Annotated in this window: 15 protein-coding genes and 1 pseudogene; 8 read left to right on the top strand and 8 right to left on the bottom strand. The window is 71.9% G+C overall.

What is annotated here, in order from left to right:
* Window positions 1-57 precede the first annotated feature (57 nt).
* Window positions 58-5,793, top strand: coding sequence for a WD40 domain-containing protein (locus tag HD597_RS31570; protein WP_253746792.1), 5,736 nt, complete (start codon window positions 58-60; stop codon window positions 5,791-5,793).
* On the opposite strand, the gene HD597_RS31575 is transcribed toward HD597_RS31570, so the two are convergent.
* Both HD597_RS31575 and coaE read right to left on the bottom strand, forming a co-directional pair.
* Window positions 5,790-7,181, bottom strand: a complete 1,392-nt coding sequence (locus tag HD597_RS31575; protein WP_253746794.1) for a glycoside hydrolase family 43 protein — start codon at window positions 7,179-7,181, stop codon at window positions 5,790-5,792. The two genes, HD597_RS31570 and HD597_RS31575, sit on opposite strands and share 4 nt — an antisense overlap.
* 77 nt (window positions 7,182-7,258) lie before the next feature.
* Window positions 7,259-7,861, bottom strand: coding sequence for a dephospho-CoA kinase (gene coaE, locus HD597_RS31580; protein WP_253746800.1), 603 nt, complete (start codon window positions 7,859-7,861; stop codon window positions 7,259-7,261).
* Between the two features lie 34 nt (window positions 7,862-7,895).
* Between coaE and HD597_RS67345 the strand changes: the two are divergent.
* A pseudogene (locus HD597_RS67345) lies at window positions 7,896-8,204 on the top strand (Clp protease N-terminal domain-containing protein); the annotation flags it as partial.
* A 268-nt stretch (window positions 8,205-8,472) separates the two neighbouring features.
* Here the strand turns inward: HD597_RS67345 and HD597_RS31590 are convergent.
* The 6 genes from HD597_RS31590 to polA form a co-directional block, all read right to left on the bottom strand.
* Window positions 8,473-8,943 carry a GNAT family N-acetyltransferase gene (locus HD597_RS31590; protein ID WP_253759556.1) on the bottom strand — a complete coding sequence of 157 codons (471 nt, stop codon included), beginning with the start codon at window positions 8,941-8,943 and terminating at the stop codon, window positions 8,473-8,475.
* 13 nt (window positions 8,944-8,956) lie between these two features.
* Window positions 8,957-10,432: an alpha/beta hydrolase gene (locus HD597_RS31595; protein WP_253746801.1), complete on the bottom strand. Its 1,476-nt coding sequence runs from the start codon at window positions 10,430-10,432 to the stop codon at window positions 8,957-8,959.
* Between the two features lie 129 nt (window positions 10,433-10,561).
* Window positions 10,562-11,695, bottom strand: coding sequence for an epoxide hydrolase family protein (locus tag HD597_RS31600; protein ID WP_253746803.1), 1,134 nt, complete (start codon window positions 11,693-11,695; stop codon window positions 10,562-10,564).
* A 229-nt stretch (window positions 11,696-11,924) separates the two neighbouring features.
* Window positions 11,925-13,406, bottom strand: a complete 1,482-nt coding sequence (gene rpsA, locus HD597_RS31605; RefSeq protein ID WP_253746805.1) for a 30S ribosomal protein S1 — start codon at window positions 13,404-13,406, stop codon at window positions 11,925-11,927.
* A 192-nt stretch (window positions 13,407-13,598) separates the two neighbouring features.
* Window positions 13,599-14,720 (bottom strand): polysaccharide deacetylase family protein, encoded by a 1,122-nt coding sequence (locus HD597_RS31610; RefSeq protein WP_253746807.1) that lies wholly within the window; start codon window positions 14,718-14,720, stop codon window positions 13,599-13,601.
* A 94-nt stretch (window positions 14,721-14,814) separates the two neighbouring features.
* Complete coding sequence (gene polA, locus HD597_RS31615; protein WP_253746808.1) at window positions 14,815-17,505, bottom strand: DNA polymerase I; 2,691 nt, start codon at window positions 17,503-17,505, stop codon at window positions 14,815-14,817.
* Between the two features lie 131 nt (window positions 17,506-17,636).
* On the opposite strand from polA, the gene HD597_RS31620 reads away from it, so the two are divergent.
* The 6 genes from HD597_RS31620 to HD597_RS31645 all read left to right on the top strand — a co-directional run bounded on the left by HD597_RS31620 (window position 17,637) and on the right by HD597_RS31645 (window position 22,964).
* Complete coding sequence (locus HD597_RS31620) at window positions 17,637-17,981, top strand: PaaI family thioesterase (RefSeq protein ID WP_253759558.1); 345 nt, start codon at window positions 17,637-17,639, stop codon at window positions 17,979-17,981.
* Between the two features lie 589 nt (window positions 17,982-18,570).
* Complete coding sequence (locus tag HD597_RS31625) at window positions 18,571-19,707, top strand: branched-chain amino acid ABC transporter permease (RefSeq protein WP_253746810.1); 1,137 nt, start codon at window positions 18,571-18,573, stop codon at window positions 19,705-19,707.
* A gap of 16 nt (window positions 19,708-19,723) precedes the next feature.
* Window positions 19,724-20,725 (top strand): branched-chain amino acid ABC transporter permease, encoded by a 1,002-nt coding sequence (locus HD597_RS31630; protein ID WP_253746811.1) that lies wholly within the window; start codon window positions 19,724-19,726, stop codon window positions 20,723-20,725.
* Window positions 20,712-21,710 (top strand): ABC transporter ATP-binding protein, encoded by a 999-nt coding sequence (locus HD597_RS31635; protein WP_253746812.1) that lies wholly within the window; start codon window positions 20,712-20,714, stop codon window positions 21,708-21,710. Before HD597_RS31630 ends, HD597_RS31635 begins: the two co-directional genes overlap by 14 nt.
* On the top strand, window positions 21,707-22,501 hold the full coding sequence (locus tag HD597_RS31640; protein WP_253746813.1) for an ABC transporter ATP-binding protein: 795 nt from the start codon (window positions 21,707-21,709) through the stop codon (window positions 22,499-22,501). Before HD597_RS31635 ends, HD597_RS31640 begins: the two co-directional genes overlap by 4 nt.
* Before the next feature lie 58 nt (window positions 22,502-22,559).
* The gene (locus HD597_RS31645) at window positions 22,560-22,964 is read left to right on the top strand and encodes a hypothetical protein (RefSeq protein WP_253746814.1); all 405 of its coding nucleotides are present in this window, start codon (window positions 22,560-22,562) and stop codon (window positions 22,962-22,964) included.
* The last annotated feature ends 37 nt before the right edge of the window (window positions 22,965-23,001 follow it).

The raw sequence follows: 23,001 nt of genomic DNA on the forward strand, positions 1-23,001 counted from the left end.
TAGCACGCGGAGCCGAACGCGGATATGTTCGCCGCCGATTTCCGTAATACTGAGCAGATGGCGCGGGACGGCAGGCCGGTGGACATCTTCATCAGCTATTCACCGGCCGACGAGGCATGGGCTGCGTGGATCGCGTGGGAGCTGGAGGCCGCCGGCTACCGGACCATGATCCAGATCTGGGATTTCGTCCCGGGCACGAACTTCATCGATTTCATGGACCGCGGCGTCAGCGAGTCCCGGCTCGTCGTGGCGCTGCTCTCGACGAACTACCTGTCCTCGCGGTACGGCCGGCTGGAGTGGCAGGCGGCGCTGCGCAGCGAGCCCGACAACCCGTCGGCCCGGCTGGTCACGGTCCGGCTGCAGGACGTCGAGGTGGAGGGCCTGCTGTCCACGCTCATCTGGGTGGACCTGGCCGGCGTCACCGACCCGGCCCAGGCCAGAGGGCTGCTGCTGGGCCGGGTGAGGGAGGCGCTGGCGGGCCGGGCCAAGCCGGAGGCCGCGCCCGCCTTCCCCGACGGCTCGGTGGTCCCGCCGCTCCCGTCGGCCCTGCCGCCGCCCGCCGAACGGGCCAGGGCCCGGCGCACGCTGGTCAGGCCGCCCGCGTTCCCGGCCGTGCCCGGCGAGAGGTGGGGGCGGGAGTCGATCAGCGTGCTGCACGTCGGCGGCCCCCGGTTCGGCCGGGCGCTGCCCGGCCCCGGCGACCCGCTCACGCCCGAGGACCTGCAGGCCCGCATCTGGGCCGACCTGACCGCCCTGTACGACCGCGGCATGCCCCGCCCCGACCTGGTGGTCGTCAGCGGCGACCTGACCGACTCCGGCGGCCTCGGGCAGTTCGCGCAGGCGACCCGGTTCGTGACCGGCCTGCGGCTGCTGCTCGGCCTGGAGCCGCACCGCCTGGTGCTGCTGCCGGGCCCGCGCGACGTCACCAGGGCCGCGGCCGGCGCGTACTTCCTGACCTGCGAGGCCGACGACGTGCGCCCGCAGCCGCCCTACTGGCCCAAGTGGCGCCACTTCGCCACCCTGTTCGGCGAGGTCTACCAGGGGCTGGACGACCGGGTGTTCGACGCCGGGCAGCCGTGGACGCTGTTCGAGGTGCCCGATCTGAGGGTGGTCGTGGCGGGGCTGAACTCGACGATGGCGATGAGCCATCTGGAGCGCGACGCGTACGCGATGATCGGTGAGGCGCAGGCGGCCTGGTTCGCCGAGCGGCTGCGGCCCTACGAGGAGCTCGGGTGGCTGCGCCTGGGCGCGATGGGGCATCCGCCGGAGGAGTTGAGGGACGCGCCGGCGTTCGAGCGGCTGCTGGGCCACCGGCTCAACCTGCTCCTGCACGGCGGCACCGGGCAGGCCGCCGAGGGGCGCGCCGGCGCGCCGGAGCCGGGGCGGCACCGGCTCGTGGAGATCGGCCCCGGCGGGCTGCGCACATGGACGCCCGGCCAGGAGCCTCCCGAGCCGGTGCGCGGCCGATGGCGGGCCGCGCAGGCCCCGTTCACCGGGCAGAGCCCGCCCGCGCTGCCGCCCGCCGCCGAGGAGGAGGAGCACGGGCCGAGCCCGGTGGAGCTGCTGCTCGACCGGGTCACCGAGGTGTGCGAGGCCAGGCACGAGCGGGTGAAGATCCGCAGGTTCGCCACGCATCTGGTCGTCACCCAGGCCGAGGACGGGTTCGTCCGCCAGACGATGATCGGCGCGCACGCGGGCGCGCTGGACGAGGACGCCGCGGCCGGGTTCGTCCGGCTGGCGCACGCCGTCGGCCTGGCCGCCGAGCTGGTCTACCAGGGGCCGCCGGCGCCGCGCTCGCTGCGCGACGACCTGATGCGCGTGGGCGTGCGGCTGCGCAGCTTCACCGAGTTCCAGGGGCTGCTCGATCTGAGCGGTTACGTCGCGGAGCAGACCGCCGGGCTGACCTCCGACCGGCGCTATCCGCCCGCCCTGTACGTCCCGCAGCGCTACCGCGAGCTCGACCGCCCCGGCGGCCAGGTGCGGCACGGCCTGACCGACGAGCTGATGCGGCTGCTGGCCGCCGACCACGGCCGCTTCGTGCTGCTGCTGGGCGGCTTCGGCCACGGCAAGACGTTCGCGCTGCGCGAGCTGGCCCGGCGCGTCCCGACCGAGCTGCCGCACCTGACGCCGATCCTCATCGAGCTGCGCGACCTGGACAAGGCGCACTCGGTGGACGAGCTGGTGGCGGCGCACCTGGCGGGCCACGGCGAGGAGGTCATCGACCTCAAGGCGTTCCGCTACCTGCTGCGGCAGGGGCGGATCGTGCTGCTGTTCGACGGGTTCGACGAGCTGGTGACGCGGCTGACCTACGACCGGGCGGCCGACCACCTCGCCACCCTGCTGGCGGCGGCCGAGGACAAGGCCAAGATCGTGGTCGCCGGCCGCACCCAGCACTTCACCTCGCACAGTCAGGTGCTCACCTCGCTCGGCGAGATGGTCGGGGTGCTGCCGCAGCGCCGGGTGCTCAGCGTCGAGGACTTCACGCCCGGCCAGATCCGCGCCTACCTGGCCAACCGGTTCGGCGGCGGCGAGGAGGCCGGCGCCCGCATGGCGCTGATGGAGGAGATCGAGGACCTGCCGGCGCTGGCGCAGAACCCGCGCATGCTCGGCTTCATCGCCGACCTCGGCGCCGACCGCCTGCGCACGGTCGCCGGGGCCCGCCGCGTGCTCGGCCCCGCCCTGCTGTACGAGGAGATCCTCACCTCGTGGCTGGCCTTCGAGGAGCGGCGGGCCAGGACCCCCGGCTCGCCCGCGAGCCTGACCGCCGAGGACCTGTGGCAGGCGGTGACGGCGCTGGCGGTGCGGCTGTGGGAGTCCGGCGAGGCGCTGCTGGCCCTCGACGAGCTGACCGAGATCGGCCAGACGCTGACCGGCCTGGCCGGCGGGCGGCTCACGGCCGCGCACGCCGCGTTCCGCATGGGCTCGGGCAGCCTGCTGGTGCGTACCGAGGAGGGCCGGTTCGGGTTCATCCACTCCTCGGTGATGGAGTGGCTGGTCGCCCGGCACATCGCCACGGCGCTCAACGGACCGGCGCTCAACCGCCGGGCATCGGACGGACCGGTGCTGGACGGGCCGGTGTGGGACGGGCCGGTGCTGGACGGGCCGGTGCTGGACGGGCCGGTGCTGCTGGCGCGCCGGCCGCTGTCGGCGCTGACCGTGGAGTTCCTGTGCGACCTGGCCGACGTGCGGGCCCTGCGGGCGTGGGCTGAGAGCCCGCCTCCCGGCGAGGTGTCCAGGGCGAACGCGGTCAAGATCTCCGCCAGGCTGCGCACGCCCGCGAGCGCGGACCTGCGCGGGGCCGGGCTGAGGGGCGAGGACCTGTCGGGCAGGGACCTGAGCGGGGTCGATCTCACCGGCGCCGACCTGTCGGGGGCCACGCTGTCCGGCACGGACCTGTCCCGGGCCGCGCTGCGCGACGCCAGGCTGATCGGCGCGCGGCTCGACGGCGCCCTGCTCACCGGAGCCGACCTGCGCGGCGCCGACCTGTCGGGGGCGCGGCTGACGCGGGTGGACCTGAGCGGCGCCGAGATCGAGGGCGCCCGCTGGCACCGGGCCGCGCTGATCGACGTGACCGGCGCGCCACCGCGCCTGCCCGGCGCCGCCGTGGTGCCGGGGCAGCCGGTCGAGGCGCAGTTCGCGCCGCCCGTCATCGGCGTCCCGTACGGCTACCGCGTGCGGACCGGCCCTCTGCCCGAGCCGATCGCCTACAGCCCCGACGGGGCCACGGTCGCGGTCGGCGACGCGGACGGCGGCGTGCTGCTGTGCGCCGGCGGCGCGCCGGTGCGCACGCTGCGAGGTCACCGGGGCCGCGTGTACGCGGTCACGTTCGCCGGCGGCCTGCTGGCGACGGCGGCCGGTGACGGCGTCGTGCGGCTGTGGGACGCCCTGAGCGGCGAGCCGCTGCACCGGCTGGAGTGCCATCCGGACGGCGTCTGGCCGCTGCGGCTGGACGCCTCCGGCGAGCTGGTCGCGGCGGGCGGCGGCGACGGCGTCGTCCGCGTGTGGGAGACGGCCACCGGGCGGCTCGCGCACGAGCTGGCCGGGCACGCGGCGCCGGTCCGCAGCGCATCCTTCGGCGGCCAGACGCTGGTGACCGGCGACTCGGCGGGCGTGGTGCGCGTCTGGAACCTCGGCTCCGGGCAGGCGAGGGAGACGGCGCTCGGCTCCAGACGGGCGGAGGAGACGGCGCTCGGCTCCAGACGGGCGGAGGAGACGGCGCTCGGCTCCAGACGGGCGGAGGAGACGGCGCTCGGCGAGCACCACGGCGGCGGTTGCCGCGCCCTGCACAGCCCGGACGGCCGCCTGCTGGCCACCGGCGACGGGGCGGGCACGGTCAGGCTGTGGGACACCCGCACGTGGGAGCTCGCCCACGAGCTGACCGGGCACGCGGGCGGCGTCCGCTGCGTGGCGTTCTCGCCCGACGGCTCGCTGCTGGCCACCGGCGACACGGCCGGCAGCGTACGGGTGTGGGAGACCTCCGGCGGGGCCCGAGGCGTGCACACCACCCACGCCGCGGCGGTCCAGCAGGTGGCGTTCGGCCCCGACGGGCAGGTCCTGGCCAGCGGCGACGCCGAGGGCGTCATCCGGTTGCAGCGGCTCGGCTCGGGCCGCCGGGCCGAGCTGACGGGGCACCGCGGCTCGGTCTGGCCGTTCGCGTTCAGCCCCGGCGGGCAGCAGCTCGCCACCACCGGCGACGACGGCACCGTGCGGCTGTGGGACGCGGAGAGCGGCCGGTGCCAGCGGGTGCTGCGCGGCCACGGGCGGCGCGTCTCCTCCGTCCGGTTCAGCGCCGACGGGACGATGCTGGCGACCAGCGGCAACGACGGCGTCGTGCGGGTGTGGGAGCCGCGCACCGGGCGGCGGCTGCGCGAGCTCACCGGCTCGCACGGGCGGCTGCTCTCGGCCTCCTTCTCCCCCGCCGGGCCCGTCCTGGCCACCGCGGGCGACGACGGCGGCGTGCACTTCTGGAACGCCGCCACCGGCGAGCACGAGCGCGAGCTGAACGCCGGGACCGAGCACGTGTGGGCGCAGGCGTTCAGCCCCGACGGCAGCCTGCTGGCCATCGCCGACGACGACAGCGTGCGCATCTGGCACCGGCCGACCGGGCGGCCGGTGGGCGAGCTGGCGGGCCACCGGGGGCGGGTGCGCTCGATCGCGTTCAGTCCCGACGGCGCGTTCGTGGCCACCGGCTGTGACGACCACGGGGTCCGCGTGTGGGAGGCGGGCACCGGCCTCCTGGTGGCCAGGCTGGAGGGACACCACGACCGGGTCTGCTCCGTCGCCTTCTCCCCGGACGGCCGCCACCTGGCCGGCGCCGGCGACGACGGCCTGGCCCTGGTGTGGGAGCGGCACCCCGGCCGCCTGGTGCGCACGCTCGGCCCCCACGACGGAAGGTTGTGGAGCCTGGCGTTCGACGCCTCTGGCGAGCGGCTGGCGACCTGCGGCGACGACGCGCTGGTGCGCGTCTGGGAGACCGCCACCGGGCAGCTCCTGCACACGCTGGCCGGGCACGCGCGCAGGGTCTGGTCGGTGGCCTTCAGCCCCGCCGGGGACCTCCTGGCCAGCGCGGGCGACGACGGCCTGGTGATCCTCTGGGCGGGCGGCGAGCGGCGGGCGACCCTGCTCGGGCTGCCCGAGGGGTGGGCGGCGATGGCGCCTGACGGGCGGTACAAGGCGGAGGGCGAGCCCGGCGGGCAGTTCTGGCACGTGGCAGGGCTGTCGCGGTTCGAGCCGGGCGAGCTGGAGCCGTACCTGCCGGAGGTGCGGCAGGTGCCGCTCGACTCGCCCTTCTAGAACACCTCGATCCGGTCCATGCTGATCACCGTGCTGCCGGAGGCGGGGTTGCGCTCGCCCGTCACCCGCACGCGCAGCGTGTGCTGCCCGCGCGGCAGGACGGGGCTCAGGTAGTTGAGCTGCTCTCCCACCCGGATGCCGCTGTAGTAGTCGACGCGCTGCTCGGGGCCGCCGTCGATGGAGACGGCGGCGATGCCGTTGCCCCGGTCGCGCACGCTGAGCAGGGCCACGCGGCTGCCGGTGAAGGTGACGGTAGCGGTCGCGCCGGCCTGGCCGCTCCAGTGGTCGTCGCTCCAGAAGCACTGGTTGCCGCAGCCGGAGCCGGACTGCCACGTCCCCGCGTACGTGACCTGCGCGTCGAAGTCGTTGATCACCGAGGTGGCGGCGCCGGGATCACCGGACGGGAGCTGCTGGGTGGCGCCGGCGGCCAGGGGGCGGCCGAAGCTCGGGGTGCCGTCGGCGTTCCAGCTGAACCGCTGCACCCGGGTGGTGCGGAAGTCGTAGGTGTAGGTGCCGGTGTTCTTGCCGTGGTAGGCGATCCAGTCCTCGGTGCCGTCGGGCGAGCGGAAGAACGAGTGGTGGCCGGGGCCCCACACGCCGGTCGCGTCGTTGCGGGAGAACACCGGGCCGGGGTGCTGCTTCCAGTTCGCCGCCACCATGGGGTCGGCGCCGTCCGCGATGCTCTTCATCCAGAGCTGGTAGTCCGGCTTGCCGGTGTCGCAGGTGGAGTAGGTGAGGAACGTCCTGCCGTTGCGATGGAGCGGGGTGGGGCCCTCGCGCACCTCGGTGCAGCCGCCGTCCGCCGGGATCGCGACCCGGCCGCCGGTGACCGTCCACGGGTTGCTCATCCTGGCGATGTAGAGCTGGGCGGGGCCGCCCAGGCCGCGGCCGGGGCCGCTCCACAGGAAGTAGGACTGCCCGTTGTGGGTGATCGGCTCGCCGTCGATGGCGTACTCGCCGAAGTCGGCGATCCTGGCCTTGAACGTGTACGGGCCCATCGGGTCGTCGCCCGCCGACTCCAGGACGTACATCCGGTGGTTGGCGTCCACGCCGTCGGAGGCCGTGTAGTAGAGGTACCAGCGGGAGCCGACATGCCGGAACGCGGGCGCCCACATCTGCCGGTTGCGGGTGGGGTCGCTGTCGCGCCAGACCACCTGCTCGGGCGCGGCCAGCAGGGTGGCGAGGCTGGGCGAGCGCCAGATGCCGATCCGGTCGCCGCGCGTGGTGGCCACGTAGTAGCTGCCGTCGTGGTGGATGAGGCTGGGGTCGGCGGACGGGTTCACCGGGTTGCGGAACGACTGCGCCGCCGCGCCCGCCTCTCCGGCCGGGACGAGCACGGTCATGGCGACGGTCAGAGCGGCCAGGGCGGCACGCCAGGGACGCGGCATGGGCGTTCCTTCCGGTGATCCTGCCGGGCGAGCTTTCCGATCGTCACGGATCCCGGTCAGGCCGTCAACCCGCCGGCTCAGCCGCGGGCGGCGCGCCCGAGCAGCTCCTGCCAGACCTGCGCCACCCGCGCGTCCAGCTCCTCCAGCGAGCCGTCGTTGGGGATGACGAAGTCGGCCGCCGCCAGCCGCTCCTCGCGGCTCGCCTGGGCGGCGATGCGTGCCTTGGCGTCGGCCTCCGGCATGCCGCGGTGCTCGGCCAGCCGCCTGATGCGCAGGTCGTCGGGGGCGTCGACGACGATGACGACGTCGTACATGGGGGCCAGGTTGTTCTCCACCAGCAGCGGCACGTCGTAGACCAGGATCGTGTCGTCGGCGGCGGCGCGCTGCAGCTCCGCCACCCGCTCCCCCACGAGGGGGTGCACGATCGCGTTCAGCGCCGCCAGCCTCTCGGAGTCGGCGAACACCAGCGAGCCCAGCTTCTCCCTGTTGAGCGAGCCGTCCGGCCGCAGCACCTCCTCCCCGAACGTGGCCGTCACCCGCGCCAGGCCGGGTGTGCCCGGCTCCACCACCTCACGCGCGATCCTGTCGGCGTCGATCACCATGGCGCCCGCGGCCGACAGCCGCTTGGCCACCTCGCTCTTGCCGGAGCCGATGCCGCCGGTCAGTCCGATCTTCAGCACCCCAGCAGCCTATTCCAAGGTGCATCATCAGAGCATGGTGAGCTGGATCGTACGGGCCGCCCACGAGCAGGCGGCGGCCGCCGGAGACGACTGGGTGGGGCCGTGGCACGTGGTGCTCGCCCTGCTGGGCGGCGACTCGCTCGCCGCCCGGGTGCTGAACGAGGCCGGGCTCGACCGCGAGCGCGCCCTGGAGCTCCTGCCCCGTCACGGGCGGCCCGGGCACCACCGGGGCGGCGGGTTCGCCAATCCGGCCTTCCACCGGCTGTCCGGCATCGCGACCGGCCTGGCCCTGGCCGAGGGCGAGCGGGCGCCGTCGCCGGAGCACTGGCTGATCGCGCTGGCCCACGACGCCGAGGTGGAGCGGGGGGCGACGCCGCTGCACCCGTTCGGGGTGTCGCCGGCGCAGGTGCTGGCGGCGCTGCGGCGCCACGGGGTGCGGGTGCCGCCGCTGGACGCGCCCGAGCACGTGCCCTGGCGGGGCCGGCACCAGATCGTGGTGCCCGCCGCCGGGCTGCAGGCCGTGCTCGACCGGCTGAACGCCGAGCATCCGGCGGGCTCGGAGTGGCGGTGGGCGTGGAACTGGGTGGACGACGACCTGGGCCGCGCCGTGATCATCGCGGAGGAGGGGATCGATCTGGCGTCCTGCGCAGGTACACCACCGTCAGGTGATCGTCCATCCGCTCGCGGCTCGTCTCCCGGTAGCCCAGACGGCGGTAGAGCCGCAGGTTCCCCTCCGACAGGTGGCCCGTGAACAGGTCGAACGCCTCGGCCTCTGGCAGCTCCTCGTGCAGGGCGCCCAGCAGGGCCGTGCCCAGGCCCTGACCCTGCCGGTCGGGGGCGACGACGAGGCGGCCCACCAGGCAGGTGGTGCCGGACATCTGGCCGCGTACGGCGCCGACGATCCGCGTGCCGTCGAGCGCCTTGAGCACGAGCGCGCCCTCGATGACCTTGCGCACCTGCTCCAGCGACTCGACGAGGGGCGGGATGTACGGGTCGCCGTAGAGCTGGGCCTCGCTGAGGTACGCCGCGCGCTGCAGAGTGAGGAGCTCGCCCGCGTCCGCGGGCTCCGCTCGTTCGATCACCACCTGCGGCAGCCTATCTCACGGCGGTCAGCTCCCCCGGGCAGCGTGTACGGGCCCGGGGCGGGGTGCCGTTGACCAGGAAGTCGTGCACGCGCGAGCGCAGGCAGGTGGCGCGCAGCTTGGCGGTGCCCTGCAGCAGGTACGCGCCGTGCCCGTCGCCGTGCCAGAGCACCGCGGCCCCGGGGATGCGGCCGGCCGCCCGCGCGGCGCCGGAGGCGGGGCTCTCGAGGTCCAGCCGCCCGATCGCGACCAGCACGGACGGGGCCTTGCGTGCCCGCACCCCGGCCGCCGGGTCGCCGCCGGCCGCGGAGGGGGGCCGGCTCGGGCGGCCGGCGATGCCCAGGCAGCGGCCGACCTCGTACCGGCCGGTCAGCCAGCCGACCCGCGGCGCGATCGACCGCAGGCGCGACTCCATCGCCAGGAACCGCCGGTACCCGGGCACTGCGGGCATGAAGTCGTGGCAGTGCAGCGACCGCGTCACCGTCGCGGGCGCCACGGGCTGCCCGGGCGCCGCCATCGCCGCCAGTGCGCTCGCGTCGCCCGCCTCGGCCGCCGACAGGGCGCGGGCCAGCTCGGGCCAGCGCTGCGAGACGAGCCCGGCGAGCACGGCGGCCACGATCTCGCGTTCGTCCACCGGGCGGCCGGAGGCGGCGGGCAGGGGCGCCCGTCCGAGCAGGCCGTCGAGCACCTCCACGGCGTCGTCACCCCCGAGGGGGCAGCCCAGCCGCCCCGCGCACCAGGCGCGGAAGGAGGCGAGCTGCCGCTCGGCCGCCCGCGCGTGCGCGATCAGCCGCCGCCCCACGCCGGGCTCGCCGTGGTCGGGCACCCCTTCCAGGTACATCCGCTCCACGCGCCGCGGGAACAGCTTCAGGTACGCCTGTCCGTACACGGCCCCGTAGGCGTTGCCGAAGTAGCGCAGCCGCGGCTGCCCGAGCGCGGCGCGTACGGCGTCGAGGTCGTGGGCCACCTGCCAGGACGTGAGGCCCGCGTAGGCGGGCCCGGCGGCGATCCGGCAGCTGCGGTCGTAGGCGGCGTTGTCGCGGGCGTGGGCGCGCCACGCGGCCGGTCCAGGGGTGAGCTGGAGGCGGCGGGGGTCGGGCTGCGGCACGGAGCACCGTACGGTGGCGGCGCTCCCCCGATCACCGATCCCGCGCGACTCGACGAACACCACGTCGAACCAGCGCGCCAGCTCGCTCACGCCGTCGGGCCGCGCCCGCACGCCCTGGACGGTGGACTCGGAGCCGGTGCTGACGACCAGCGGGCCGAGGCCGCCGCGGGGGTCGCGGGCGGGCATCCTGGCCAGGTCGATCTCCGTGCGCGGCCCGCGCGGCCTGGCCCAGTCGACGGGCACGGACAGCTTCGCGCACTCCAGCCCGTCGCCGCACCCCTGCCACACCGGCCCGGCGGGCGGGGCGGCCGCGGAGGGTGCGGGGGTGGCCGGGAGACAGGCGGCGACGGCTGTCGCCAGCACGGCCGTCGCCCGGACCATCCGCTGAACCATGCCCACTGCGTCACCCCTGGGAGAGTCGCGACCACCAGCGCCGCCGCTCAGTTTCCCAGCGCGTGATCTCGCAGGTCAGGGGGTTGCAAAGAGCCTTGGGTAAAATTTCCGGCGGCCTCAGCGAATCATCCGGAAAAAGTCCCGTATGCCCGTCACCAGCGTGTCGGGCGCCGCCATGCCGACCATGTGGCTGGGGCTGTGCGCCTGCCCCCAGTACACGATGTCGTTGCCACGCTCGGCGATCCGCCGCATCACCTCCGGCCCGCCGTGCGTGACCCCGGTGGGCACGGCCCGCTGGGAGATCGGCAGCCCGGCGGCGCCTTCGTAGTACGTCCAGGAGGACGAGCCGCCCGTCTGCGTCAGCCAGTACAGGCTGGCGTTGGTGAGCACCAGGTCCCGCTCCACGGGCTCCTTGCCCGTCCCCCACCCGTCGAACTCCTTGAACCGCTCCACCAGGTACGCGAGCTGCGCCACCGGCGAGTCGGCGAACCCGTACGCGAGGGTCTGCGGCCGGGCCGCCAGGTAGGGCCCGTACCCGCTGCCCCCGCTCGTCCAGGCGGTCAGCTCCTCCAGCTCGGCCAGCTCCCTCTCGCCGAGCCCGTCGAGCTCGCCCGGCCGGCCCGTGGGGATGCCGAGCCCGGCGGTGATCAGCGAGCCCACCACGTGCTCGCTGTCCAGCGCGGCCAGTTGGGGGGTGACGAGCGCGCCGGCGTCGTTGCCGTGCGCGCCGTACCGCTCGTACCCGAGCCCGCGCATGAGCTCGGCCCACGTCCGCGCGACCCGCTCGACGCTCCACGGCCGCTCGTCGGCGGGCTCGGGGAACGGCGAGAACGCGAACCCGGGCAGCGACGGGGCCACGACGTGGAAGGCGGCATCGGGGTCGAGCCCGTGCCGGCGCGGGTCGGTGAGCGGGCCGATCACCTCCAGGAACTCGGCCACGGAGCTGGGCCAGCTGTGCGTCATGATCAGCGGCAGGGCGTCCGGCTCGGGCGAGCGCGCGTGCAGGAAGTGGATGGGCTGCCCGTCGATGACGGTGGTGAACTGCGGGAAGGCGTTGAGTTTGGACTCCTGGGCCCGCCAGTCGAACCCGCCGGCCCAGTACTCGGCCAGCTCGCGCACGTAGCGCACGGGCACGCCCCTGCTCCACCCTCCGGGCAGTTGCGCGGCCCATCGGGTCCGCCGCAGCCGTGCTCGCAGGTCGTCCAGGTCGGCCTGCGGAATGTCGATGCGGAAAGGCTTGATCTCGTCCATGCCCCTGAACGTAGACGGCAATGCGGCAAGGATCGTTCCGCGTTATCCCGTTCCCGGACAGGTGAAGGCCCGGCCCTCCGGGCGTGTTCCCGGACAGGTGCGGCCCGCTCCCCGGACAAGCGAAAGATCCCAGCCCTTTCCCGGGCAAGCGAAAGGCCCCGCACGGCGAACCGTGCGGGGCCTTCGCGACTACCTGTGCCTCAGGCGGCCGAAGTCCTCAAGCAGGACCTCAGCTCTGGCCGCCCGCGAGCTTCTCGCGCAGAGCCGCGAGCGCCTCGTCAGAGGCGAGCGCGCCGCTGGCCGGAGCCGACGAGGAGCTGCCGGCCTGGGCCGGCGTCTCGCCCTGGTAGGTCGAGGGAGCGGCCTCGCCGGCCTCCGCCTCGGCCTTGCGGGCCTCCTCGATCTGCTTCCTGTGGGCCTCGAAGCGCTGCTGGGCCTCGGCGTACTGCCGCTCCCACTCCTCGCGCTGCTTGTCGAAGCCCTCGAGCCACTCGCCCGTCTCGGGGTCGAAACCCTCGGGGTAGATGTAGTTGCCCTGGTCGTCGTAGGTGGCCGCCATGCCGTACAGGGTCGGGTCGAACTCGACCTCGGTCCCGACGCCCTCGTTGGCCTGCTTCAGCGAGAGGCTGATGCGGCGACGGTCGAGGTCGATGTCGATGATCTTCACGAAGATCTCGTCGCCGACCTGGACGACCTGCTCCGGGATCTCCACGTGGCGCTCGGCCAGCTCGGAGATGTGGACCAGGCCCTCGATGCCCTCCTCGACCCGGACGAACGCGCCGAACGGCACCAGCTTGGTGACGCGGCCCGGCACGACCTGGCCGATCTGGTGGGTGCGGGCGAACTGCTGCCACGGGTCTTCCTGCGTGGCCTTGAGCGACAGGGAGACGCGCTCGCGCTCCATGTCGACGTCGAGGACCTCGACCGTGACCTCCTGGCCGACCTCGACCACCTCGGACGGGTGGTCGATGTGCTTCCAGGACAGCTCGGACACGTGGACCAGACCGTCGACGCCGCCGAGGTCCACGAACGCACCGAAGTTGACGATCGAGGAGACGACGCCCTTGCGGACCTGACCCTTCTGGAGGGTGTTGAGGAAGGTCTGGCGGACCTCCGACTGCGTCTGCTCGAGCCAGGCGCGGCGCGACAGAACCACGTTGTTGCGGTTCTTGTCGAGCTCGATGATCTTCGCCTCGAGCTCGCGGCCGACGTACGGCTGCAGATCGCGGACACGGCGCATCTCGACCAGGGACGCGGGCAGGAAGCCTCGCAGGCCGATGTCGAGGATGAGACCACCCTTGACGACCTCGATGACGGTGCCGGTGACGATGCCGTCCTCGTCCTTGATCTTCTCGATCGTGCCCCAGGCGCGCTCGTACTGAGCCCGCTTCTTGGACAGGATCAGGCGCCCTTCCTTGTCCTCCTTCTGGAGAACCAGGGCTTCGACGTGCTCCCCGACCTCCACGACGTCAGCAGGATCGACATCGTGCTTGATCGAAAGCTCACGCGAGGGGATGACACCCTCGGTCTTGTAGCCGATATCGAGAAGAACCTCGTCTCGATCGACCTTGACGACGGTGCCCTCGACGATGTCGCCGTCGTTGAAGTACTTGATGGTCTCGTCGATCGCCGCGAGGAAGGCTTCCTCGGACCCGATGTCGTTGACCGCTACCTGCGGGGTGCTCGAGGTGGCCTCAGTGCTGGACGTCATGTGTGGAATTGCTCCGAACGCGGACAGGATGTCGATGTGGCGGATGCGCGGCAGGCCCTCTTCCGCATCAAGCCGAGGAATTACGACATCGACGTGACCGAGCGCGAGCCCGCTCCGTCTGAGGCGCGCGCGAGCCCACAGCGCAGCGATCAGCATATGAGACCTTCGCCACTGGGTCAATCCGGGAGGACGTCAGTAGGCGATGACCTCGAGCCCTCGCTTGGCGACGATATTACCCCGTAGTGCCTCCGGGATGGAGATGCGCTCCGGATCGCCGTCGCTCACATAGCGCTCATCAGGGTGCTTGTCCAGCCATTCCAGCCAGTACTGCGAGCACCATTTGCGGCACTCGCCCTTCTTGCCGTTGCTCTGGATCCGCTGGATCGCCCCGCGGTCGAACTTTTTCGCGTAGGGCGAAAGCGATGGCTCGGCTCCCGCGAGGAACACGCCCGCGAAATCATACCGCGTGCCGTCCCATGATCCGCTCCGCGCGGCCTTCCCGGGCCGGGGCATCGACCCGTACGGCAGGGCCATCGTCTGCGACGGCGGCGCGCCGAGCTTCTTGAGCAGGCGCTCGACCCTGACGATCTGCTCGCTGACCTTCTTGTGCCTGAGCGTCCTCAGATTGGGGTGGCCCCAGGTGTGGTTGGCGACCTCGTAGCCGTGATCGACCAGCCACCGCACGGCGGCCTGCTGCGAGGCCCTGTCACGCAGCCCGAACGGCTCCCTGTTGACCCAGAACGTGGCCACGGGCCGGAAGCCCGGATGGCGGCCGGCCACCTCCTGGATCACGGCCACGGCCGTGCCGGGCAGCGGGGCGCCGTTCGCGTCGAGCCCGAAGTGGCTGGGGTGCCCGTCGTCGAAGGTGAGCACGACGGGATGCTTCCCCGCCGGCACCCGGATGTCCCCGGCGGCGAACTCCCTGGCGGTGATCGGCACGTACCCCTGCTCTGCCAGCTTCTCCAGCTCCTTCCTGAGCTGGTCGGGCGTGCGGTCGAGCGAGGCGTGCCGCTTGGCCAGGATGCGGTGGTACATCAGGACGGGCACCAGCCCCGCCTCGTTGGCGCGCACCTGCCGGGCGAACTCCGGCGTGGCCACCACCCCGGGCGGCTGCCCGACCGGGCTGGTGGACGGAGCGGGCGACGGGGCGGAGGATCCGGCCGGCGCGGGGCTCTGCCCGGCCTTGACGGCCTCCTTCGGTCTGACCGGGGGCCGCGGCTCGCCCGGCAGGAGGCTCAGGCCGACGACGGCCACCGTGATCACGGCGATGTTCGCGACGCCGATGATCCGCGGAAGGGACCCTGGTATCCGCACGAAACCCCCGGCCGCTCGGTGAAGACGGTTTCCCCAGGTTAGTGGAGAATCCGGGGCAGAAGCGGCGCTTCCGCGCCGCCTCGGCGGCCCTCGGTCAGTGCCCCGCGTCCTCCCAGGTGCGGCCCACGCCCACGGAGACCTCCAGCGGCACCCGCAGGTGGTAGGCGGCGTTCATCTGGTCGCACACGAGCTGCGTGAGCCGCTCCAGCTCGCCCGTGGCCACCTCGAACACCAGCTCGTCGTGGACCTGCAGCAACATCCGCGAGGCCAGCCCCTCCTCGCGCAGCGCCTGGTGCACGTGGAGCATGGCCACCTTGATGATGTCGGCGGCCGAGCCCTGGATGGGGGCGTTGAGCGCCATGCGCTCGGCCATCTCCCGGCGCTGGCGGTTGTCGCTGGTGAGGTCGGGCAGGTAGCGGCGACGGCCCATGATCGTCTCGGTGTAGCCGTCGGTGCGGGCCTGGGAGACGATGGCGTTGAGGAAGTCGCGCACGCCGCCGAACTCCTGGAAGTACTCCTCCTTCAACGCCCGCGCCTCCGACACCGGGATGTTGAGCTGGCCGGACAGCCCGAAGTCGGACAGGCCGTAGGCCAGGCCGTAGTTCATCGCCTTGATCCGGGCCCGCAGCTCGCCGTCGATCTGCTCGGGCGGCAGGTCGAAGACCCTGGCCGCGGTGGCCTGGTGGAAGTCGTGCCCCGACTCGAACGCCTCGATCAGCGACTCGTCGCCCGACAGGTGCGCCATGATGCGCAGCTCGATCTGGCTGTAGTCGGCGGTCAGCAGCGTCTCGTAGCCCTCGCCGACCGTGAATCCCTGCCGGATGCGGCGGCCCTCGGCGGTGCGGATCGGGATGTTCTGCAGGTTGGGCTTCTCCGACGACAGCCGGCCGGTGGCGGCGATGATCTGGTTGAACGTGGTGTGGATGCGCCCGTCGTCGGAGATCTCCTTGATCAGGCCCTCCACCGTGGTGCGCAGCTTCTGCTGGTCGCGGTGGCGCAGCATGATCGTGGGCAGCTCGTGCTCGGTCTGGGTGGCGAGCCAGGCGAGCTGGTCGGCGTCGGTGCTGTAGCCGGTCTTGATCTTCTTGGTCTTGGGCAGGTTGAGCCGGGTGAACAGGATCTCCTGGAGCTGCTTGGGCGAGCCCAGGTTGAACTGCTCGCCGACCGCGCGGTGGGCCTCCTCGACGGCGTGCTTGACCGCGGCGCCGAACTCGGCCTCCAGACCGGCGAAGTACTCGGCGTCGACGGCGATGCCCGCCCGCTCCAGCTCGGCCAGCACCGACAGCAGCGGCAGCTCCACGTCGGCCAGGAGCTGGGTGCCGCCGCGCCCGGCCAGGAACGTCTCCAGGGCCTCGGCCAGCTCGCGCACGGCGTGGGCGCGCAGCGCGAGGTCCTTGGCCGGGGCGTCCTCGTCGTCGCCGAACAGCGCGGCCTGGCCGTTGGGCTCCTCCTCGGCCCGCAGGTCGCGGTACAGGTAGCGCCTGGCCAGGTCTTCCAGGGCGAAGGTGCGCTGGCCCGGCATGGCGAGGTAGGCGGCCAGCGCCGTGTCGCAGCTCAGGCCGCGCAGCTCCATGCCCTGCGCCCAGAGGGCCAGGATGGGCCCCTTGGCGTCGTGCACGGCCTTGGGCTTGGCGTCGTCGCCCAGCCAGGCCCGCAGGGCCGCCTCGTCGCCCTCGGTGAGCTTGACGGGGTCGATGTAGGCGGCGGTGCCGTCGGGCGAGGCGACCGCGATCGCGTCGATGCGGCCGGTGCCGCTGCCGTAGGAGCCCTTGAAGGCGAGCCCGGCGCGGCCCTCGGGCAGCGCGGACAGCCAGCCGGCGACCCGGTCGGGGCCGAGCAGCACGGTCTCGACCTCGAAGCCCTGCTCGGGCTCCTGCTCGCCGGTGCCGAGCACCTTGAACACCCGCTCGCGCAGCTCGCCGCGGATCTGCAGGGTGTCGAACAGCTTGTTGATCTCCTCGCGCTCCCAGGCGCCCTGCTGGAGGTCGCCCAGCTCGACGTCGATCGGCACGTCGCGCAGCAGCTCGGTGAGCCGGCGGTTCATCAGGACCTGGGCGACGTGCTCGCGCAGCTTGTCGCCGACCTTGCCCTTGACCTCGTCGACGCGGTCGACCAGCGCGGTCAGGGAGCCGAACTCGCGCACCCACTTGGCGGCGGTCTTCTCCCCCACGCTGGGGATGCTCAGGAGGTTGTCGCTGGGGTCGCCGCGCAGAGCGGCGAAGTCGGGGTACTGGGCGGGGGTGAGGCCGTACTTCTCCTCCACCGCCTCCGGCGTGAACCGGGTCATGTCGCTGATGCCGCGCCGCGTCATCAGGACGGTGACGTGCTCGTCGACCAGTTGCAGCGCGTCGCGGTCGCCGGTGACGATCAGGACGTTCATGCCCTGCCCGGCGGCGCGGGTGGCCAGGGTGGCGATGAGGTCGTCGGCCTCGAAGCCCGCCTTGGACATGCGCGGGATGCGCAGCGTGTCGAGCAGCTCGAAGATGAGCTGCATCTGACCGCGGAAGTCTTCCGGGGTCTCGCTCCTGTTGGCCTTGTACTCGGCGTACTCCTCGTGGCGGAACGTCGGCTCCGACCGGTCGAAGGCCACCGCGACGTGCGTGGGCTGCTCATCGCGCAGGATGTTGGTCAGCATCGAGGTGAACCCGTAGACCGCCTCGGTGTGCTGACCGTCGGTGGTCATCAGGTTGGCGTCCTTGAGCGCGTAGAACGCGCGGTAGGCCAGGGAATGCCCGTCAAGCAGCAGCAGGCACGGGCGGCTGGGGGTCACTTCACTCTTCGGCACGTACGCAGCCTAGTCTGCGTCTCCGACAGAAAACCCGAGCTCGGAAGAGTGGAGGCGGCACTTTGACGCAGACCAATCCCTTGGATGTCTCGATATTCGGCGACCTGCACGAGGGCACCCTCGCCGACAGGATGGGCATCCAGTTCCTGGAGGTCACGGCCGAGCGGGTCGTGGGCCGCATGCCGGTCGAGGGCAACACGCAGCCGTACGGGCTGCTGCACGGCGGGGCCTCGGCCGTGCTCGCCGAGACGCTGGGCTCGGTGGGGGCGGCGGTCCACGCCGGTCCCGAGCGCATCGCCGTGGGCATCGAGCTGAACGCCACCCACCACCGCTCGGCCACCTCCGGATACGTCACCGGGGTCGCGACACGGTTGCACGGCGGCCGCACTTTGGCGACGTACGACATCGAGATCACCGATGAGCAGGGCCGTCGCGTCTGCACCTCGCGTCTCACCTGCATGTTGCGCGACCGATAACGCTTACGTCGCGTCCGTTACTTTCGCCGACCCTTTGCGCATGCCCCCCGCGGGTCGCTACCGTGGTCGCATCAGAGCCCGCGGGGAGGCCCAGTAGAAAACGTGTTCGGCCCCACGTCTGCGAGGGTGCTCTCGCGAACGTCAAGGGGATCCCTACATGGCCCCAAAGGCCGCCCCCGCGGGCTCGTCCACGTTTTACACTGATCGTTACCGATTCGTTCCGCCGCAGCGCCAGGCGTCTCGCCTCATTTAGGCCCTGACCAGGCTTGTTGATTCCTCACATCAGTGACACACACATGTCACTAATTGGTGACGAACGATACTGAACCGGGCGCTGCCGGAATAAGCTCCCGCCATTGCATCCCAGTTGTGCCTGCGATGCGCGCGTGTCGAGATGGAGGGGCACAACCCCGCCTTGACCTACTTTGAGGGAGCACCATTGCGCAGAGCCGTGATCGCGTTCACGGCCTTCCTGGGTGGACTCATCTTCCTGCTGGCCGGGCCCGCCCACGCGGGCCCCGCCGACTGCCAGGGATTGAGGGGAACACTCAAACTCCAAGGCCAGCCAGTGAACGGCGCCAAACTCGCTGTGACCACAGAAGGCGGACAACCCGTCGAGACGGTCACGACAAACGCGGAAGGCACCTGGGACGTACAGGTCGACAAGCCGGGCAAGTACAAGGTCACACTGGACCCCGCCAGCCTTCCGCAGAACGCCGAGGTGCGGGGTGGCAACAACATCCGCACGCCGACGGTCTACGAGGGCAACTGCTCCACGGTCCTGTACGCCCTGCAGCCCAAGGGCGCCGCGAACCAGCAGCAGGGCGGCGGTGAGACCAGCACGTTCTGGGCGCAGGCGGCGCAGCTCACGTTCGAGGGCCTGAACCTCGGCCTGATCATCGCCCTGGCCGCGCTTGGCCTGTCGCTCATCTACGGCACCACCGGCCTGACCAACTTCGCCCACGGCGAGCTGGTCACGCTCGGCGCCATCCTCGCCTACGCCTTCAACATAGGCTTCGGGCTGCATCTCATCCCGGCAGCGGTGATCGCCGTCATCGTCGCCGGAGTCCTCGGCTACCTCCAGGACCGCCTGTTCTGGGGGCAACTGCGCAGGCGCGGCACCGGCACGATCGCCATGATGATCATCTCGATCGGCGTGGCGCTCTTCCTCCGGTACGTGTTCCTGATCTTCTTCGGCGGCCAGACCGAGGCCTACGCCCAGTACACCGCCCAGCCCGGCGTCGAGTTCGGCCCCATCTCGGCCGCCCCCAAGAACTTCGTGGCCATGGGCATCGAGCTGGCGGTCCTGATCATCGTCGGCATCGCGCTGCTGCGCACCCGCACCGGCAAGGCGGCCCGCGCCGTGGCCGACAACCCCGCGCTGGCGGCCTCGTCCGGCATCAACGTCGACCGGGTCATCAGGATCATCTGGACGTTCGGCGGCGCCATCGCCGCGCTGGCCGGCGTCATGCTCGGCCTCTCCCAGAACCTGAAGTACACGATGGGCCAGGACGTCCTGCTGCTCATCTTCGCCGGCGTGACGCTGGGCGGGCTCGGCACCGCCTTCGGCGCTCTGGTGGGCTCGCTCGTGGTCGGCCTGTTCATCCAGGTCTCGACCCTGTGGGTGCCGCCGGAGCTCAAGAGCGTGGGCGCACTCGCCGTACTCATCATCGTGCTCCTCGTCCGGCCGCAGGGCATTCTCGGCCGCCGCGAGCGGATCGGCTGATCGGGGGAGGATCAGAATGGACTGGATCACGATTCTCAGCACCACCATCAAGGCAGCCGTAGGCGTCGAGACGGTGCTGTACGCCATCGGGGCCATCGGCCTCAACGTGCACTTCGGCTACACCGGCCTGCTGAACTTCGGGCAGGCCGCGTTCATGGGCGTGGCCGGCTACGGCCTGGCCGTCACGGTCACCGTCATGGGCCTGCCGTTCTGGGTCGGCATCTTCGTCGGCCTGGCCGCCGCCGTGGTTCTGGCGATCCTGCTGGGCATACCGACGCTGAAGCTGCGCGCCGACTACCTGGCCATCGTCACCATCGCCGCGGCCGAGATCGTCCGCCTCATCTTCCGCTCGGTGCAGTTCAAGAGCGTCTTCGGCGGCTCCGACGGCCAGCGCGGCTTCTCCGACGGCTTCTACGCGCTCAACCCGTTCCCCGAAGGGGAGTACGGCTTCAACCTCGGGCCCGTGCCGCTGCTGTTCGGTCACCGCACGATGTGGGTGCTGACGGTGGGCTGGGTGCTCATCGCCCTGTTCAGCTTCGTCGTCTACCTGCTGATGAAGAGCCCGTGGGGCCGCGTGCTCAAGGCCATCCGCGAGGACGAGGACGCGGTGCGCAGCCTGGGCAAGAGCGTGTTCTCGTACAAGATGCAGGCGCTCGTCCTGGGCGGCGTCATCGGCTGCTTCGGCGGCTTCATCTACGGTCTCGGCTACGCCTCGGTGCAGCCCGACGTGTTCGGCACCGAGACCACCTTCTACATGTACACGATGCTCATCCTCGGCGGCGCCGCACGCGTGCTCGGCCCCGTGCTCGGCTCGATGATCTTCTGGGTGCTCCTGGTTCTGTTCTACAACGTGATGACCGAGGCGGTCGCCGCCGGGTACATCACGTTCCTGGACACCAACCAGGTCGGTGCCATGCGGTGGATCCTGGTGGGCCTCGGTCTGATCCTGTTGCTCATCTACCGGCCGCAGGGCATTTTGGGTGACAAGAGGGAGATAGCGATCGATGCACGACGCTGAGACGACTGTGGCCGCCACCGACCGCAAGGCGGCGGCGCTGGCCGCGTTCAAGGACCTGGCCCGCGATCCCGGAGTGCCCAAGCCGGACCCGATCCTCGTGGCGGACAACGTGGTGCGCCGCTTCGGCGGCCTGACCGCCGTCGAGGTCAACCACGTCGAGGTCCAGCGCGGCTCCATCACCGCGCTGATCGGCCCCAACGGGGCCGGCAAGACCACGTTCTTCAACCAGCTCACCGGCTTCGACACGGCCGACTCCGGCACGTGGACGTTCAACGGGCGGCCCATCAACGGCGTCCCCGCCCACAAGGTGGCGCGGGCCGGCATGGTGCGCACGTTCCAGCTCACCAAGGCGCTCTCGCGCCTGACGGTGATGGAGAACATGCGCCTGGGCGCCCAGCAGCAGAAAGGCGAGAACTTCTGGCGGGCCCTCATCCCGGGCGTCTGGCGCGGGCAGGAGGAGGAGATCACCGAGCGGGCCGAGGAGCTGCTGGTTCGCTTCAAGCTCGACGCCAAGCGCGACGACTTCGCCGGATCGTTGTCCGGCGGCCAGCGCAAGCTGCTGGAGATGGCCCGCGCGCTGATGGTCCGGCCGGAGCTGGTCATGCTCGACGAGCCGATGGCCGGCGTGAACCCGGCGCTGACGCAGTCGCTGCTGGGCCACGTCAAGGACCTGCGCGAGCAGGGCATGACCGTGCTGTTCGTGGAGCACGACATGGACATGGTCCGCGACATCAGCGACTGGGTCATCGTCATGGCGCAGGGTGCGGTCATCGCCGAGGGCCCGCCCTCGACGATCATGTCCGACGAGCGCGTGATCGACGCCTACCTGGGCGCCCACCACGACGCGCCGCTGTCGGAGAGCGAGCTGGAGGCCCAGCTCCACGAGGCTGAGGCGGCCCTGGAGGCGGAGATCCACGAGACCGACGGCACCACCGGGGGGACGAGCGCCCCCGAGCCCGAGACCGCAGAGGAGAAGCAGAAGTGAGCGCCGACGAAGCGCCCGTCCAGTCGAAGGCCGCCGTCACCGACCGCAGCGCCCACCTGGAGGGCGCCGAGGACGCGGTGCTGCGCTGCGACGAGCTGATCGCGGGTTACCTCCCGGGCGTCAACATCCTCAACGGCTCCGACCTGTACGTGAAGGACGGCGAGCTGATCGGCATCATCGGCCCCAACGGCGCCGGTAAGTCGACCCTGCTCAAGGCCATGTTCGGCCTGGTCACCATCCGCAGCGGCACGGTCGTGCTCAAGGGTGAGAACATCACGAACATGAAGGCCCACTCGCTGGTGGCCCGCGGCGTCGGCTACGTCCCGCAGACCAACAACGTCTTCCCCAGCCTCACCATCGAGGAGAACCTCGAGATGGGCGCCTTCCAGGTGCCGGGGAAGTTCAAGGAGCGCTTCGAGTTCGTGGCCGAGCTGTTCCCCGCGCTCAAGGAGCGGCGCAAGCAGCGCGCAGGCTCCCTGTCGGGCGGTGAGCGGCAGATGGTGGCGATGGCCAGGGCCCTGATGACCGAGCCCTCCGTGCTGCTGCTCGACGAGCCGTCGGCGGGCCTGTCGCCCAAGCTGCAGGACCTGGTCTTCATCCAGGCCCAGCAGATCAACAAGGCCGGCGTGACGGTGATCATGGTGGAGCAGAACGCGCGGCGCTGCCTGCAGATCTGCCACCGGGGTTACGTCCTCGACCAGGGCCGCAACGCCTACACCGGCACCGGCAGGCAGCTCGCCGACGACCCGAAGGTCATCGAGCTGTACCTGGGGACGCTGGCCAAGGCGTAACCGGCGAAACGGAGAAGGGGCTCCCCGCGGGCCCCTTCTCCGTTTTTTAATGACTCGTGTGAAACGTTTCGCGGCAGTCGCGCTCATCCTGCCCGCCCTGCTCGCCGGCTGCCAGGAGGGCGCCTCCTCCTCGCGGAAGTACAGCACCGGCGGCGACCCCACCGACAGCCCCTGCGACCGCGTGGTCTCGGCCATCGGGTACGCCGGCCTCATGCTGGAGCCGAAGGGCCAGGAGGACCGGCAGAACTTCGAGGACGCCGTCATCGGCCGCCTGGCCGAGGCTCACGGCATCACGAGCGAGTTCGGCGACCGGCTGCCCGGCTCGCTGCGGGAGGCCGCCGAGACCGTCAGGAGCACCACCGGGGCCCTGTCGAAGAACGACGTGCCCAGGGAGCGGCAGGTGGCGCTGCTGAGGCAGTACCGCGCCGCCGCCGACCGGATCGTGGCGGAATGCGGTGGATAGGGCGAAGGGCCCGGCCGAGGCGGCCGGGCCCTTCTGG

Origin of the sequence: Nonomuraea thailandensis, from assembly GCF_024172165.1 — a bacterium.
Lineage (GTDB): Bacteria > Actinomycetota > Actinomycetes > Streptosporangiales > Streptosporangiaceae > Nonomuraea > Nonomuraea thailandensis.

What these genes read in the sequence shown, in the direction of transcription:
- HD597_RS31630 (WP_253746811.1), top strand. Translation starts at nt 19,724, where the DNA reads ATGGACTGGATCACGATTCTCAGCACCACCATCAAGGCAGCCGTAGGC.
- HD597_RS31620 (WP_253759558.1), top strand. Translation starts at nt 17,637, where the DNA reads ATGGGCATCCAGTTCCTGGAGGTCACGGCCGAGCGGGTCGTGGGCCGC.
- rpsA (WP_253746805.1), bottom strand. Translation starts at nt 13,406, where the DNA reads ATGACGTCCAGCACTGAGGCCACCTCGAGCACCCCGCAGGTAGCGGTC.
- HD597_RS31570 (WP_253746792.1), top strand. Translation starts at nt 58, where the DNA reads ATGGCGCGGGACGGCAGGCCGGTGGACATCTTCATCAGCTATTCACCG.
- HD597_RS31635 (WP_253746812.1), top strand. Translation starts at nt 20,712, where the DNA reads ATGCACGACGCTGAGACGACTGTGGCCGCCACCGACCGCAAGGCGGCG.
- HD597_RS31595 (WP_253746801.1), bottom strand. Translation starts at nt 10,432, where the DNA reads ATGGTCCGGGCGACGGCCGTGCTGGCGACAGCCGTCGCCGCCTGTCTC.
- HD597_RS31600 (WP_253746803.1), bottom strand. Translation starts at nt 11,695, where the DNA reads ATGGACGAGATCAAGCCTTTCCGCATCGACATTCCGCAGGCCGACCTG.
- HD597_RS31575 (WP_253746794.1), bottom strand. Translation starts at nt 7,181, where the DNA reads ATGCCGCGTCCCTGGCGTGCCGCCCTGGCCGCTCTGACCGTCGCCATG.